General features: G+C 40.5%; 18 protein-coding genes. 11 read left to right on the forward strand and 7 right to left on the reverse strand.

The features are described 5' to 3' along the window. Window positions 1–83 precede the first annotated feature (83 nt). Entirely contained in the window at window positions 84–917 is an 834-nt protein-coding gene (locus AC6UDE_RS06315; protein WP_500694029.1) for an alkaline phosphatase family protein, read from the reverse strand. Between the two features lie 124 nt (window positions 918–1,041). Between AC6UDE_RS06315 and AC6UDE_RS06320 the strand changes: the two genes are divergently transcribed. Next, window positions 1,042–1,665, forward strand: a complete 624-nt coding sequence (locus AC6UDE_RS06320; protein WP_500696944.1) for an SGNH/GDSL hydrolase family protein — start codon at window positions 1,042–1,044, stop codon at window positions 1,663–1,665. Between the two features lie 26 nt (window positions 1,666–1,691). Here AC6UDE_RS06320 and AC6UDE_RS06325 read toward each other — a convergent pair whose 3' ends face one another. The 3 genes from AC6UDE_RS06325 to AC6UDE_RS06335 all read right to left on the reverse strand — a co-directional run bounded on the left by AC6UDE_RS06325 (window position 1,692) and on the right by AC6UDE_RS06335 (window position 5,276). Further along, window positions 1,692–2,891 (reverse strand): zinc ribbon domain-containing protein, encoded by a 1,200-nt coding sequence (locus AC6UDE_RS06325; protein WP_500696945.1) that lies wholly within the window; start codon window positions 2,889–2,891, stop codon window positions 1,692–1,694. A 97-nt stretch (window positions 2,892–2,988) separates the two neighbouring features. Further along, complete coding sequence (locus AC6UDE_RS06330; protein WP_500696946.1) at window positions 2,989–4,428, reverse strand: zinc ribbon domain-containing protein; 1,440 nt, start codon at window positions 4,426–4,428, stop codon at window positions 2,989–2,991. A gap of 11 nt (window positions 4,429–4,439) precedes the next feature. After that, entirely contained in the window at window positions 4,440–5,276 is an 837-nt protein-coding gene (locus AC6UDE_RS06335; RefSeq protein WP_500696947.1) for a DUF6574 domain-containing protein, read from the reverse strand. A gap of 253 nt (window positions 5,277–5,529) precedes the next feature. On the opposite strand from AC6UDE_RS06335, the gene AC6UDE_RS06340 reads away from it, so the two are divergent. Both AC6UDE_RS06340 and AC6UDE_RS06345 read left to right on the forward strand, forming a co-directional pair. Beyond that, window positions 5,530–5,787, forward strand: coding sequence for a hypothetical protein (locus tag AC6UDE_RS06340; protein ID WP_500694034.1), 258 nt, complete (start codon window positions 5,530–5,532; stop codon window positions 5,785–5,787). Between the two features lie 125 nt (window positions 5,788–5,912). Beyond that, complete coding sequence (locus AC6UDE_RS06345) at window positions 5,913–6,140, forward strand: hypothetical protein (protein ID WP_500694035.1); 228 nt, start codon at window positions 5,913–5,915, stop codon at window positions 6,138–6,140. A gap of 49 nt (window positions 6,141–6,189) precedes the next feature. Here AC6UDE_RS06345 and AC6UDE_RS06350 read toward each other — a convergent pair whose 3' ends face one another. Beyond that, window positions 6,190–6,813, reverse strand: coding sequence for a YdhK family protein (locus tag AC6UDE_RS06350; protein WP_500696948.1), 624 nt, complete (start codon window positions 6,811–6,813; stop codon window positions 6,190–6,192). 210 nt (window positions 6,814–7,023) lie between these two features. On the opposite strand from AC6UDE_RS06350, the gene AC6UDE_RS06355 reads away from it, so the two are divergent. Then, entirely contained in the window at window positions 7,024–7,269 is a 246-nt protein-coding gene (locus AC6UDE_RS06355; RefSeq protein ID WP_500694037.1) for a hypothetical protein, read from the forward strand. Window positions 7,270–7,337: 68 nt separating this feature from the next. Next, window positions 7,338–8,003, forward strand: a complete 666-nt coding sequence (locus AC6UDE_RS06360) for a type 1 glutamine amidotransferase (protein WP_500696949.1) — start codon at window positions 7,338–7,340, stop codon at window positions 8,001–8,003. 34 nt (window positions 8,004–8,037) lie between these two features. On the opposite strand, the gene AC6UDE_RS06365 is transcribed toward AC6UDE_RS06360, so the two are convergent. Further along, window positions 8,038–8,577 carry a GtrA family protein gene (locus AC6UDE_RS06365; protein ID WP_500694039.1) on the reverse strand — a complete coding sequence of 180 codons (540 nt, stop codon included), beginning with the start codon at window positions 8,575–8,577 and terminating at the stop codon, window positions 8,038–8,040. A 121-nt stretch (window positions 8,578–8,698) separates the two neighbouring features. Here AC6UDE_RS06365 and AC6UDE_RS06370 point away from each other — a divergent pair, with 121 nt between their 5' ends. Together AC6UDE_RS06370 and AC6UDE_RS06375 are read left to right on the forward strand one after the other, a co-directional pair. Then, window positions 8,699–8,839 carry a hypothetical protein gene (locus AC6UDE_RS06370; protein ID WP_500696950.1) on the forward strand — a complete coding sequence of 47 codons (141 nt, stop codon included), beginning with the start codon at window positions 8,699–8,701 and terminating at the stop codon, window positions 8,837–8,839. 72 nt (window positions 8,840–8,911) lie between these two features. Further along, complete coding sequence (locus tag AC6UDE_RS06375; protein WP_500696951.1) at window positions 8,912–9,661, forward strand: response regulator transcription factor; 750 nt, start codon at window positions 8,912–8,914, stop codon at window positions 9,659–9,661. Window positions 9,662–9,700: 39 nt separating this feature from the next. Here the strand turns inward: AC6UDE_RS06375 and AC6UDE_RS06380 are convergent, their stop codons facing one another. Further along, a complete protein-coding gene (locus AC6UDE_RS06380; RefSeq protein WP_500696952.1) occupies window positions 9,701–10,621 on the reverse strand; it encodes a metal ABC transporter solute-binding protein, Zn/Mn family in 921 nt (306 codons plus the stop codon). A 118-nt stretch (window positions 10,622–10,739) separates the two neighbouring features. Between AC6UDE_RS06380 and AC6UDE_RS06385 the strand changes: the two genes are divergently transcribed. The 4 genes from AC6UDE_RS06385 (at window position 10,740) to pstA (ending at window position 14,284) form a co-directional block, all read left to right on the forward strand. After that, on the forward strand, window positions 10,740–11,369 hold the full coding sequence (locus tag AC6UDE_RS06385) for a TetR/AcrR family transcriptional regulator (RefSeq protein ID WP_500696953.1): 630 nt from the start codon (window positions 10,740–10,742) through the stop codon (window positions 11,367–11,369). A gap of 179 nt (window positions 11,370–11,548) precedes the next feature. Further along, window positions 11,549–12,436: a phosphate ABC transporter substrate-binding protein PstS family protein gene (locus AC6UDE_RS06390; RefSeq protein WP_500696954.1), complete on the forward strand. Its 888-nt coding sequence runs from the start codon at window positions 11,549–11,551 to the stop codon at window positions 12,434–12,436. 19 nt (window positions 12,437–12,455) lie between these two features. Continuing rightward, complete coding sequence (gene pstC / locus AC6UDE_RS06395) at window positions 12,456–13,379, forward strand: phosphate ABC transporter permease subunit PstC (RefSeq protein ID WP_500694045.1); 924 nt, start codon at window positions 12,456–12,458, stop codon at window positions 13,377–13,379. Between the two features lie 2 nt (window positions 13,380–13,381). Then, window positions 13,382–14,284 (forward strand): phosphate ABC transporter permease PstA, encoded by a 903-nt coding sequence (gene pstA / locus AC6UDE_RS06400; protein WP_500694137.1) that lies wholly within the window; start codon window positions 13,382–13,384, stop codon window positions 14,282–14,284. Window positions 14,285–14,286 lie beyond the last annotated feature (2 nt).

Below are 14,286 nucleotides of genomic sequence, written 5' to 3' on the forward strand. Positions count from 1 at the left end.
AAATCCGTCGTTATTAGTCAAGTTTACCACACGCATAATTGAATTAGCTGCTTCAGCTTAAAAGCAATCAAAAAAGAGACGGCCTAAGCTGTCTCTTTTTTTAAGTATGGAAGTAGACTTATTGATGGTCGTTTTACTCGATCAAGGATTCCTAATCCATCTAGAACCGTTCCGCCAATCACACTTACTTTATTAACATCTTCAATGTGGCGATCAGTTGATTGGTTATCATACAACATTACTGGTAAAATCTTGTAAGTCGATAATCCATCCTGGGTTTGTGAATCACCAACTCGACTTGAGGTAACAATCAACAAGTCATCATCCTCTAAAGAATCCATCAACTCTGATAACATGACATCAACTTTCTTCAGTTCCGATGAAAATTGATCCAAATCACCCTCCATAGCGGAGGTCTGAAGATCTGGAACTTGAACGTAAATAAAACCGCTCCGAACCTTTTCCAGCTGATGATTTAATTCAACAAAAGCAGAGGTATTATCGGGTACCTGAATCCGTCTGGAAAAGTCCTGAACCTGAAGATATTCCACAAACCGGGAAATGATCACGGAACTCTTTTCCGCTTTATAAACCTCTTCAAAGACGCTTGACACACGTGAATTAACGGCACAATCAAACATTTCTCGCAGTCCGGATGCGGGTCGATTAACAACGGAATTAGTTCGAACTAATCCGTAAGCGCCCTCGGGATTGACTTCATCTGATGAAGAACGCTCCCCATCAAAAAAGATGTTAAAAAGGCCCAACCGCCGAAGCGATGGTAAATCTGACTTTGAGGATTGATTCAAAACGTGTGAAAGGATGTTATCGCTTGAAGCGTTAAGTTGTTCTGCTTCATTGTCCGAGCGTAATCCGAGTGATGCTAAATCCACAACAATTACCCTTTTATAACTCACGTTTTCATCTCCCATGCGACTTAATAAAATTTAATTATATTCTATAATGCAATAATAAAATGCCCATGTCAATTGACTTAGCAGTAAAATGATAGTATCACAATTCACAACCGAGGTTTAAAAAATGAAATCAATTAATGAAGACAACATCATATTATTAGGTGACTCGTTAACTCGTGGTTTTGACGGAGAAAAAGATTTAGTGCACAATTGGCCCTATTATTTAGGTCAAATTTTACCATTTAACTTCATCAAAAACGCGGGCCAGAATGCCGGTACCATTACCGGAAATTGTGAGCTGGACTTAACCTATCAGGTTAGCCACAACAATTTTGGTGACTACGACATCGCCACGATCTTTTATGGTACCAACGATTTTGCCCACCGCTACGATACTTTAGAAGTCGTTAAAAGGATGTTAAATGAAAACATCCAGCAAATCAAGATCGAAAATCCGTCCATTCAAATTCTGGGAATCCTTCCATTGAACCGCTTCGATGGTGGCACCGATAACTACAACATTGAGGGACTTGCCCACTACACGTTTGGGCAGCTCCTTTGCGGCTTAACCACCGTCTACCGCCAAAATAACATTCCATACCTAAACTGGCGTAAGGTGGCACCGACCATTGTCGACGACGATAATTATAGAACAAGACTGCATGACCATCGTCTTCACCCTAATTCGACTACTTACAAAATGATGGCCGAAATCATTGCCAAATTTATTAAAGCAAACGTCAACTAAAAGGAGCCATAATTGGTTTCCTTTTTTTATTTAACCTCATCCAGACCCTTAAGTTTGAGTTGATTATTAACATCTTGTTTAACATCAGCCCGATAATTGGTCGTTTTTGACGCTTTTTGGCCCTGATCGTTAGTTGAATCAGTTTGAACCGCAAAGTCAACGGTGGCTTTCCCCTCACCCGTACTTGTAACCTTTTTAACGTTTACCTTAATTTGAAGATTTTTAACATCTGGTTCATGATCCTTTTTCGCAATCGTAATCATCTGATTATAGGCTGGGTTACTTTTTCCTCCAACAAAGTTTTGGTCGTACTGAACTTGATCAGCTGACTTTTCGTCAAAAACGTCATGGTTCAGTGGCTCCCACACGGTTTTAAGCAGACCAGTTGCTGCCTTTTTATCAACGAGCTTTTTAAACGGGAGTTTGATCTCAGAGTGATTATTCTTCATCCCGAGGTACTGAACATCACTTTTCATTGGTTTGCCGTCAACACTCAGAGTGGCCCAGATTGATGAATCATCACCAATGGGTAAATTATTGACCTTCGCCTTGCCGTTTTCACCAATTTGAGCAACCGGATGATTGTCAACGTAGACGATGGCGTTTGGGACACTTTGAAGCCCAAACGAAACCACGTTAAATGTCAGGTGCGCCATATCAGATGACTTCATCAGACTAAACTGACTGGAAGTCTTAAGCTGTTTACCACCAGCCGTGGCAGTCGCCTCAATCTGATGAACTCCCGGGATGAGTGACTTCACGTTCAGCTCCCCATTACCATCCGTTTTACCTGCCTTGTTTCCATCAATTGTCACGTTGGCTTCTGAAAGATTGGTCTTAATTTTAGGATCAATTGGTTTAACTACCAGTTGATAACGTGGAAATACCAGGAAATTCTTCCCCGTTTGTTTATAAACCAAGTTGTTTTCAGCCACTTTCTCACCGTTAATCTGCATCTTGAGCCGATTAACTGCTTCGGAATTTTGATCGAAATCGTTAACAAGGGGTTGAAGGGCCTCTTCACTTGGAGTACCCGTTTGCCCGTCAATTTTGATTCCAGCAATCACCTGCTTTTGTTCGTGATTACGCAGGGCATTCATCAAGCGGTCACCACTGGCTTTTTTTGAATAATACTTTGTCCCGGAAACTCCGACCACAATCACGATGATAATTTCCAACACGAGTAAAAAGGCCAAGAATTTATGTGATTTACGTTTTTCTGCCAATCTAATTTCCATCCTTTTATAATATTGAGGAAATCATAACATACACCAAACAAAAAGAAACGTAGCACAGAATGCTCGTTTCTTTTCTAAATTACTATTAATCGTTATCGGTACTATCCGATACTTTCTTAACTGACTGGTTACTCTTGATAATAAACGGAAGATCATCAGAATCATCACCGCCAGGATTTTTGACCAAGATGGCATTGTATTCAAACGTCTGATGACGAACCGAACTATTGTCATCGTCGTCATTGTTATCGAAAGTATAATCAACCTGATAAGTGACTTGCGTCTCCCCACTATCATAAGGTGCTACCGACTCGGTCCTTTCACTAGTTTCAAATGACTCAATTTTATCGTTGTCATTATAACTTTTGACCATCTTAAGCATATCCTGACAAGCGGGACTACCATTTCCACCGTCAAAGAAATGGGAAATATCAACGTCGTTACCGGCACCACTCACCTGAGTCCAGAGCGGATTCAAGACCTGATCAGCCTGATCTTTCGTGGCAATCCCATCAAACTTCGGTTCAATCGTGTTGTTATTATCACTGTCTTTTAAATTATAGGGTTTACTCTGAATTAATTTACCGGACTTGCCCTTCATCTGAACTTGAACGTTCATGTTCGTACTAAATGGGTAGTCAGAAAGCTTAAAGCTCCCATTGTCACCAATCGTTCCAACCTTCTTGTTTTGAATCAACACGTCTGATCCTGGTTGCCCCTTCACTGTAAAGGTGATAATTCGAAGTGGTAAGGACGCTGAACTGGCACCATCAATCCAGTCGAATTGACCATTATTGTGCAATTCACGGCCATTGACTTTTCCGGCAGTAGTAATGTTATAAAGGCCTGGTGCAAGTGGCCCAATCTTCTTAGCCTTTTGACTGCCCATGTTGCTGGTAATTTGCTTGCCGTTCACACTCAACGAGACGCCATTCAGGTTAGTGGAAATACTAGAATAAATGGGTTTGACCATCAGTTTATACTTAGGGAAAACTAACCAGGTGTTACCCTCCTGCTTAAATTGCAGGCTGTCGGTCACCGGATTATCGTTATCGCGCATGAACTGACTCCTAAGCTTTGATAACTGGTCCTTATTACTAGCATAATAATTAATGGTTGGCTTCATCGCTTTCCCACTAATCTTAAAGTTCGGGTCGTTTGTTTCCGACACATTGGCTAAATTCTTTTCCTGATCATTCTTAATCGCTGAGATGACCCGGTCGACTTGATTAGCTTTTGAATAGTAATTCTTTCCAAAGAAGTAACCACCGATAAGTACCACTACCAAGACCACCACAATTACCCAAATCACTTTAGTAAGTGGTTTCATCTTCTTTTGCTTTCGCGGACGATTAACGTTACTTGTCTGACGCAGGGGCCGACTCCCTGATGTCTTGCGACTTGGTCCTGCTTGACCTTTTGGTGATCCATTAGGAGTTAGTTTATACCCACAATTGGGGCAGAACTCATCATTTGCATTAATTCGGTGTCCACAATTGGGACAAAAAGACGCTTCTTCACTCATTTTGACTCCTCCTAGTATCCCTGCCCAAAGTTAGCAGCAAAGTTGTTAATGATCTCTTGAGTCAGCGTTTGAAGTTGAGAGCCCAGGCTATTACCCAAAATAGCTACTAGGACAGCGGAAATGATTGCCACGATAACCGTTACAATCAATAAAACATAGAAACTATCAATCGACCCAAAATTCTTAGAAAAGAGCATTTCATAAATTAACGCCCAACCCGAAATGGTGATGGCCAAGTCGACCACGTAGAGACCAATTAAAAATAAAATTCCAGCGGGCATGACGGCTGATAGAAGCAAACCCACTAACAGTAAAATAATTCCAACGTTTAAAAATTTACCGTACTCATTCGTATAATCACTAAGGCTCATATTGTTGTTCATAATGAAGTGAACTCCGACATAGCCTAAAATCCAAGCTAACAGACCGATTACGGCAATAATCAGTCCTAGTCCCATAACACTCGTGTTAATGACGCCATCCATCTTATGAATAAGTGAGTATGGAACTGATTCAGATGCCAGTCCACTCTTCATTCTCATTGCTAAAATAAACGAAACTAGCCAGGTCAAAACGGCGAAGATTCCAAGCGAGATATATCCCAGATACTTCTCACTAGCAGCCTCATATTTGACTGGATGTTTAATTGATTCAATAAAATAATTAAACACGCTGGTTAATCCGTTAGAAACGTCAGCCTGTGAATTACGGGGATGTTGCTGCTTTTTTGCTTCATTATGTACCTTGTTACTGCTTGTTTGACTGTTGTCAGTCAACTTAGTTCCACACTTGACACAAAACTTTGCGCCCGGCTTGTTATTAAAATGACAATTAGGACATTCATCCATACTAGTTCCTCCAATTAAATAAATATTAAGATTTTCTTACGTTTACATTATCACATACTGATTAGCTCAATCAAAGGGCTAAGGCACATAAATAAAAAAATCAATTAATTGCGGCACGGGATATCGGTCACTCAACAATTCCCGTTTACCAATTCCCTCAGTGTTCGTGAATTTTGATGAACTATAATCCTATTATTTGATTATTCAACTTATTTAATTATAATTATTATAAGATAATAAAGGAGGCGTGCTTATGATTCATTGTACTGGAAACGATGTTTTTATAAATGATCAAAAACTATACAATACCGTGCAAATGGAGATGCAGGATTCTCATAACTTTTACGAATTTGCTGTCCACATTGCTTATGCCCTAGAGGGTAAAATGGCTGTTAATGACATTGCCAAAATCGTGGAGGCCGCTAGTAACAACCACTTAAAGGTCACCGAAACCATTAACGTTTGTCCTAAAGCTCTTCAAGAAGCACTCAAAAAATCACAGTACCTATAAGAAATTCCTTAGCTTGGATGGGCTAAGGAATTTTTTTGGTTTCAGGTGATGTTATCTAAAACTCATTTGAAGTAATATGATTAGTATCACTGATTAAACTTCAAACTACTATTAATGGAGAAAAAATGAAAAACAAACGCAACGTTCTACGAAACATTAACGATCTCATCTGTGGCATTGCCCTGGTAATTGCCATCATGTTCGCCCACTTCAATATTTTACTAATCACGGTCTTAATCGTTTTTATTGATGAACTCTTATGGGGCATGTTCGGCAAAAACAAGAAGACTACGTGGTATTTAATTGCCGCGATTATTGGTTTAATTGGTGCCATCGGTTACAACTTCATCTAAAATAAAAAAATACTAGGACAATGTCCTAGTATTTTTGAACTAATTTAAATTAGCATTTTTTCATTTCAGTTTGGCTAACCCATTGATGGTTAACGTATTCTTTTCCACCATTAGTTGGTTTGAAGGTTACAGCATAGGCAGGACCGTCACAAACTTTAACAATCTTCCCCTGAGCACCTTTCATCCCTTTCATGTGGTCAGCTTCAACGGTGACTTTTTCGCCCTTTTTCAAGGTAGCACCCTGTTTATCAGCCTTAAGTTGGTCTTTTGTAACGAACTCATGATTTTTAACTTCAGCCTTACCATCGGTTGGTTTGTAATCGATGACATAAAGTGGTGAATCATATGCTCCGGTAACCTTAGCCTTAGCACCTTTCATCCCCTTCATGTGGTTAGCTGATAGTTTAACTTCAGAACCAACCTTAAACTTAGGGTTTTTAGCGGCAGCTAAGTCAGTGGGAAGATTCATCTTATGCTTCATTGGCATATTCATGTCCATTGACTTATCGCCCTTGGTTTCCTTCATGTCTTTTTTACTCATTGTTTTTTCGCTACTGCTACTCGACATATTTGATGACGAACTGGACTTAGAACTACTCTTGCTTTCTCCACAACCAGTAAGTACCAATCCCACACTAGCTACGGCAGCTAACGTAAATAATGTTTTCTTCATTTTCATCTTTGAAGAGCTCCCTTGATATTTTTATGATGTTTCAACTGCTAAGATAGCACCGTCGACACCAAAAAGTTACTAAAATGACTTACCGTAAGCATATTTTAAGATTCTTATAGATTCCTTCAAAATTAAGTAATATGTTTGCACATTTATCCCTAAAAGTTCATGCTAAATATATATAATCTTATGTTTGTGAGGTGAAAATTAATGGGTACAGAAAGTTTAATCATTTCAATTGTTGCATTAGTTGTAATTTTGATCATTCTAATCGCTCTAGCATGGTTGTTCTACAAGTTCCTCGGTGGTAGAGACAAGGCAGCCTGGAAATCATCAATGCAAATGGCATTCACAATTGCCTTTGGAATCATCGTTGCATTCATCGTAATGGGATTGTTCAAGATGATCGTCGCAGCCATTGCAGCCATGATCGGTATGCAAGGCGGAATGATGTAATTTACTAAAATAATGCCACTTGGCATTATTTTTTTATTATCACGGTCAATTCAAGGGGAACAACAATAATGAGAGTAAGTATTTTGCAACACACTTCTGATGAGGGACCCGGAGCAATCTCCGACTGGATTCATCACAACCATTACCAGATGTTCGTTTATCATCCTTCTCAGTTTAAGGTGCTACCAGACGCTGCTACAACCGACATGTTAGTAATCTTAGGCGGCCCAATGAGCGTCAACGACGACACAAACTGGATCAAATCCGAACGTGAACTAATCAAACGGATGATTAGCCAAAGAAAACCAGTCTTTGGCGCCTGCTTTGGTGCCCAACAAATGGCCAAAGTTCTAGGAGCTTCCGTCTTTGACTCGCACACTAAGGAAGTTGGGTTTGCTCCCGTCTACTTAAAAACAAAACTCATCTCCGGATTATCCAACCAACTAGAAGTGCTCCACTGGCATGAGGAAACGTTTCAGATTCCAGATGGTGCCTCGTTATTGTACTCAAGTGATCAACTCGTTAATCAGGGATTTGTAAAGGATAACCTCGTTGGCCTCCAGTTTCACCTTGAACCCAACCACGACAACGTCACCGAAATGGCAATTAACGACTACTCTTACCTTACTGGGTCCGTTTTAAGTCAGTCTAAAAACACCATCATTAACCACCCAATTTCAAAACAGAACCATCGCGATTTATTCAAGATTTTGGATTACATCGCAAACAAATAGCACCCACCTAGAAAAAATGGATGCTTTTTTGATTTTATTTAAAAGCAAAGTACTTAGAAACAAAGTAATTAATCACAATGGCCATGATTTGTGTTCCAACCACACAGATAAAACTGTTAAACAACGTGGGACTCCCAATCAACCCGTGAACAACGGGAAGTTGGAATAGCCAAGCCGAATAGTTTAAGTGATCTAAAAATAAAATCTTAATGAAAAATTGCGGAAACTTATCGATCATTACGTAAGTCATCAAAAAGTCGAGGACTAAAACAAACAATCGTCCCGAAACAAAGTTAACGATCTGAGCCTGAAGTGTCTTGGACTGCGTTCCACTGTTAAAAACAAAGTATTTGTTCACCACAAAAGCAAACGCAATCGACAGAACTTGGGCAATTAAGACGGGAGTAAAATCACTGGTAAAAATCTTCATCGAAACGAACCGACTGACAAAGTAAACCAGGGTGGTCATGGCTCCCCAAAACAAGTATTCAATTTTTTCATCAAAAACTAATCTTTTTACGATATCTAAGTAGTTAGTAGTATTAGCGTCGTTTGTATCATTCATGATATGCATCAAGCCCCTTCTTAGTCATTTTATCACAATCAATTAAGTTATAAATTTGTGATTTCCTTAAAACTTAATCTTTTCGGTCGTGTTAAAATAAAACCAATCATTAACGAAGGGAAGGGACGTCATGGATTTAAGCACGTTTATCTGGCTCGTCATAATGATGGTGGTCGTTTTCGTAGTGGTAACCATCATTACCGTCTTAGTGAGTCTTCATCGCGCCAAAAAACGACAGGAAAAAGAGAACCGACATTCTGATCCCAAGTAGCTTAGTTACGTGAAAACGTTAAAGTTACGATTATCAGCCATAAAACTGTATAATGAGTGAAGAAAGAGAAGCGTGATTTTTAATCGGGATGGTGCCATGAATCACATTGTTTTAGTGACTGAAAAATTATCATTAGCACTTAGTTTCAACCAAACCTTTAATGACAATGGATACTTTGTCGACGATTTATACGATGTTTCAAGCCTCTTATCATCCATTCAAAAGTACGAAGAACAGGCCATTATTTGGGACCTAAGTACCGTTGCAACTCAAAAGTTGATCGAACTTATCCCTAAAATCCGCCAAACGGCCTCACTTCCAATTCTCGCTCTGGGAGAAAAAAAGGACGAGGGCATCGTTGATCAATTATTTAAAGTTGGCATCGATGACTACATCATCCAACCATACAACGCTGACGAAGTCATGCTCCGGATGAAACATCGCGCCCGTTTCTACCAAGACGAAAATAATAGTCTAAAGCAGGAAAAAAATAAGAAGGTCAAGCCACGATTTCACTTTTCTGACATCGACGTTGATTTAGATCAGAAGGTTGCTACCAAAAATGGTACTTCGCTCCGACTAACGCCTAAGGAATTCAAGCTTTTAGAGTACTTTCTGACTCACCCTAAACGGATCCTGAGTCGTGAACAAATCCTAAACGGTGTTTGGAACGATCTTTACATTGACCAGTCCTCGCGGATGCTTGAAATGCACATCAGTCATCTAAGGGACAAGATTGAACCTAATCCCAAAGAGCCCGTCTTAATCAAAACGATCCGTGGCTTTGGTTATGAATTTGAAGCTGAATTAAATAAGCAATAATAAATGATATCTAAATCACTAATAGGTTTAGATATCTTTTTATTTGTTCTTCATTTCATTATTTTGAATCCTGACCACCTGCTGATAGGCATCATCCATCCACTCCAAGTAGTTTTTATCTTCAGGAATCGTTTCGGTCAATTTTACAACCGGCACATCATGATCCTTAGCTAACTTGACGAGGTTCTTGACCATTTTACTGTCAGCCTGCGTGTTATCAACAAAGAAAGCAATCCGATGGTGAGTGATATCATCCCTGATGCTCTGAATACTCTTAGGTGACGGATCAACCTCTTTCTCGGTCGCATTGGCAAAATCAGAGTCATTTACCTTGTATCCCATGTACTGAAGGGCATCATCGAAAACCGGTTCACTGACGTCGACCTTGCGATTTAACTGGTGATCGTTCAGATTATCTCGTGCCTTTTCCGCTTGCTGCTTAACTGGTTCATATTCTTTTAAATACCGCTTGGCATTATCATGAAAATAACGTTTGTGATTCGGTTGTTTTTCACTATAGACGTCTGCCAGTCGGTTGACGAGCTTACTAACGGTGTCAGGATCATACCAAATGTGTTCGTTATCCCCATCTTTTCGGTTCATCACCTTTGAAACGTTGACAACCGACGTCTGATCACTTCCATTCTTTACCAGCTTTTTCATCCAATCGTCGTATCCAATGCCATTTTCAACGACCACGTCTGCTCTTGCAACTTGATTCGCATCACTCGTTGAAGGATCAAAATCGTGTGGGTCACCGCTTCCCTTAATAATCGGCTGAACGCTCCCCTGATTTCCCAAAACATTTTTCGCAATTTGACCATAAAAATTAGTTGAGGTAACCACTCTCAGCTTATGGTTGGCCCGTTCATCTCCTGATTTTTTGCCACAACCAACTAGCACGATGACACAAAATAAGATTAAAATTGCTGTTATACTTAACTTAAGCTTTTTTATCATTGTTTTTCTCCTTTGAAACATCATCCGAAGTTAAGTTGACTATCATTAAGCAAATAATACTCACTTAATATAACACTGTTATCTTAAATCAAGCAATCAATCCACTGGAGGAATTTTCATGGCAAACGTTCGTAACCAGGATAAAACCCATTCTCTATTACTAGATTCCGGTTTTGAGGCCTTTCTAAAAAATGGGTTTGATAAGACAAAGATTCGTGAAATTTGCCGAAACGCTAACCGGACAACCGGTTCCTTTTACAAACACTTTGAATCAAAGGATGCGATTCTAGATGAAATTCTTGATCCCTTTATTAAGCAACTAAAAGACGAATATGAGAATCAGTTTAATCAGGGAATGGCTAAAATCAGTCCAGCCAACGTTCAAACGGTGTGGAAACAAAACATTTTGAATATGAATCCAATCATCCACACCCTTTACGCTAATCCGAAGTATAAAGAATTAATTCTTTTTAAATCAGAGGGGTCGAAGTACGACAATCTAGCCGAAATGCTAACGAAGTACTTTACCCAAAAAATTGCTAACGCCATTGGGATCATGCAAGAACGTAATATCATCCTTGTTAGCTTTAAGTTTAACTACCAGGAACTGCATTTTCACGTGTTCTCGTTTTATGCTACTTTTTGTGACATTTTGAAACATCGGTATAACGAGCAAGAGGCCATCATGCTGTGTAACAACCTCTACGACTTCTTCTACCCGGGATGGATGGCATGGCTGTCCATTTAGTTTGTTTTTAATAACACCGTTATTTAAGAACCCTTTCAATAGCACTTGAAGGGGTTCTTTTTGGCTTTACCAAACATTTACATAAAAAGACCGTAAAATTTACTTAACATTTACATTCACCTTATATACTTGGTTCGTAAACAAAATAATGTCCATTTAAACCAAAGGAGATTTCGTCCATGTCATTAGGCAAAAAGAAAAAGGTTGCATTGATATTAACGTGTGGACTGCTGGCGCTGGGACTAGCCGCGTGCGGATCATCTTCTTCCACCAAGGCCAAAAACGGTAATAAGATTACCGCCGTTGGCTCCACAGCACTTCAACCACTGGTCGAGCAAGCAAGTCGGGAGTATCAGGTTAGTAACCCGAAAGTTAACATTAACGTCCAGGGTGGTGGATCTGGAACTGGCCTAAGCCAAATCCAACAGGGAGCCGTCAATGTTGGTAATTCAGATGTCTTTGCTTCCCAACAACCAGGTGTTACTGCTAAAGATTTAGTTGATCATAAGGTTGCCGTTGTTGGAATTGCCCCGGTCGCCAATAAAAAAGTGGGAGTGAAAAATCTCTCAATGAAACAACTTGAACAAATCTTCACTGGTAAAGTCACCAATTGGAAGCAGGTCGGCGGAAATAACGTCAAGATCGTGGTGATTAACCGGGTCGAAGGAAGTGGAACCCGGATGACCTTTGAACAATCCGTTTTAAAGGGCAAAAAAGCCATCAACGCTCAGCAACAAGACTCAAACGGAACGGTGCAACAGATTGTCTCATCGACTCCCGGTGCGGTTAGTTACCTCTCGTTTCCATATTTAAACAATAAAACGCAAAGTATTTCCATCGATAAGGTGCAACCAACCGACCCCAACGTGGAACATAACAATTGGAAAATCTGGTCGTATGAACACATGTATACCAAGGGCAAGCCCAGTGGAACCACCAAAAAATTTATTGATTACATGCTTTCAGATCATGTTCAACAGAAATTAGTCAAGCAGATCGGATACATTCAAGTTAAAAACATGAAATTTGAAAAGAATGCTGAAGGTCAAGTTCAAGCGGTTAAATAATTATGAAAGTGGTTTTTATATGAATGACATTAAAGAAAAATTACTGAAACCATCAAAAGAAACTCATCAAGATAAAGTTGGTCATTTTATCAGTCTCATATGTATCGGCCTGATCGGCATCCTCGTCATTACCATCCTCTTCTTCATCACCACCAAGGGACTGGCGACCTTTACTTCCGATCACGTCAGTATCATCGATTTCTTCACTAAGGGGGACTGGAATCCCAGTCAAACGGGACCAAATGGGAAACCAGAAGTTGGGGCACTTCCAATGATCGTCACGTCATTTGCGGTCACCCTACTATCCGCTATTCTTGCCACCCCATTTGCGATTGCCATGGCCCTATTCATGACCGAAATCGCTCCCAAACGAGGGCAAAAGATTCTGCAACCAGTAATCGAATTACTCGTTGGAATTCCATCCGTTGTTTATGGTTTCATCGGCCTAATGGTCTTGATTCCCATCGTTAGAACGGTGTTTGGAGGGACCGGTTCTGGAATTTTACCAGCTACCATCGTTTTGTTCGTCATGGTTCTTCCGACCATCACCTCAATGTCAGTCGATGCTTTAAAGGCCGTTCCACGAGACTACCGGAGTGCTGCTCTTTCACTTGGAGCCACTAAATGGCAAATGATGTACAAAGTGGTCTTACGGGCTGCCACTCCGGGAATCCTTACCGCGATGATCTTCGGAATGGCGCGCGCCTTTGGTGAAGCACTAGCCGTTCAAATGGTCATTGGAAATGCAGTCCTCATGCCAACCAGCTTGACAAGTCCAACTGCAACTTTAACCAGTCAACTGACGACTCAAATGGGTAATACCATCATGGGTACGTTGCCTAACAACGCCTTGTGGACACTGGCCTTAGTTTTACTAGTAATGTCACTAGTATTCAACGTCATCGTAAAACTAATTGGAAAGAGGAGTGCATTTAAAAAATGAAAATAAATGCCAAAAAAATTAATAAGTTCGCCATTGGGACCATCTGGGCCTTAGTCTTAGTCGTAGTTCTGATCTTAATCTTCCTACTCGGTTACATCCTCATTACCGGTCTACCCGATATCTCGTGGAAGTTTTTAACCACCACGTCCAGTTCAATCAGTGCCGGCGGTGGAATTAGAGATCAGCTCTTTAATTCCGTCTACCTGCTAATACTGACGATCATCATCTCGCTGCCAATCAGTCTTGGGGCCGGAATTTACCTGGCAGAGTACGCCAAGGACAACTGGCTCACAACGCTCGTTAAAACGGCCATTGAGGTTCTAAGTTCATTGCCTTCCATTGTCGTTGGTTTGTTTGGATACTTGGTGCTAGTAATCAAGTTTCAACTTGACTACTCCATTCTGTCAGGAGCGATTGCTTTAACCATCTTCAACCTGCCACTCCTTACCAGAAGTGTCGAAGATTCCATCGAAGAGGTGCCAAAGTTACAAAGAGAAGCCGGGTTATCGCTTGGACTCTCCAAGTTTAAAACCATTACTGGAGTTGTGCTACCCCTCGCGATCCCGGGCATCATCACCGGTGTCATCCTTAGTTCTGGTCGAATCTTCGGGGAAGCCGCCGCCTTGATTTACACGGCTGGTCAAAGTGCCCCAATCGTAAGTTACACCAACTGGAATCCTTTCAGTCCCAGCAGTTTCCTAAATCCCATGCGTCCAGCTGAGACCCTTGCAGTTCATATCTGGAAACTAAATACCGAGGGAATTGTTCCAGACGCACACGTTGTTTCAAGCGGCGCTTCAGCGGTTCTTATCATTGTTATTTTAGTCTTTAACCTGTCGTCTCGGTTCTTAGGTAACTGGGCTTACCGCAAGATGACTGGGACTTCTAGAAAAAAGCGAGGTTAAAA

The sequence above is a fragment of the Fructilactobacillus sp. X2R5C3 genome (assembly GCF_059901325.1).

Excerpts from the sequence above, each read along its gene's own strand:
- AC6UDE_RS06320 (WP_500696944.1), top strand. The coding sequence starts at position 1,042 with ATGAAATCAATTAATGAAGACAACATCATATTATTAGGTGACTCGTTA.
- AC6UDE_RS06330 (WP_500696946.1), bottom strand. The coding sequence starts at position 4,428 with ATGAGTGAAGAAGCGTCTTTTTGTCCCAATTGTGGACACCGAATTAAT.
- AC6UDE_RS06335 (WP_500696947.1), bottom strand. The coding sequence starts at position 5,276 with ATGGATGAATGTCCTAATTGTCATTTTAATAACAAGCCGGGCGCAAAG.
- AC6UDE_RS06340 (WP_500694034.1), top strand. The coding sequence starts at position 5,530 with ATGATTCATTGTACTGGAAACGATGTTTTTATAAATGATCAAAAACTA.
- AC6UDE_RS06345 (WP_500694035.1), top strand. The coding sequence starts at position 5,913 with ATGAAAAACAAACGCAACGTTCTACGAAACATTAACGATCTCATCTGT.
- AC6UDE_RS06350 (WP_500696948.1), bottom strand. The coding sequence starts at position 6,813 with ATGAAGAAAACATTATTTACGTTAGCTGCCGTAGCTAGTGTGGGATTG.
- AC6UDE_RS06355 (WP_500694037.1), top strand. The coding sequence starts at position 7,024 with ATGGGTACAGAAAGTTTAATCATTTCAATTGTTGCATTAGTTGTAATT.
- AC6UDE_RS06360 (WP_500696949.1), top strand. The coding sequence starts at position 7,338 with ATGAGAGTAAGTATTTTGCAACACACTTCTGATGAGGGACCCGGAGCA.
- AC6UDE_RS06365 (WP_500694039.1), bottom strand. The coding sequence starts at position 8,577 with ATGCATATCATGAATGATACAAACGACGCTAATACTACTAACTACTTA.
- AC6UDE_RS06370 (WP_500696950.1), top strand. The coding sequence starts at position 8,699 with ATGGATTTAAGCACGTTTATCTGGCTCGTCATAATGATGGTGGTCGTT.
- AC6UDE_RS06380 (WP_500696952.1), bottom strand. The coding sequence starts at position 10,621 with ATGATAAAAAAGCTTAAGTTAAGTATAACAGCAATTTTAATCTTATTT.
- AC6UDE_RS06385 (WP_500696953.1), top strand. The coding sequence starts at position 10,740 with ATGGCAAACGTTCGTAACCAGGATAAAACCCATTCTCTATTACTAGAT.
- AC6UDE_RS06390 (WP_500696954.1), top strand. The coding sequence starts at position 11,549 with ATGTCATTAGGCAAAAAGAAAAAGGTTGCATTGATATTAACGTGTGGA.
- pstC (WP_500694045.1), top strand. The coding sequence starts at position 12,456 with ATGAATGACATTAAAGAAAAATTACTGAAACCATCAAAAGAAACTCAT.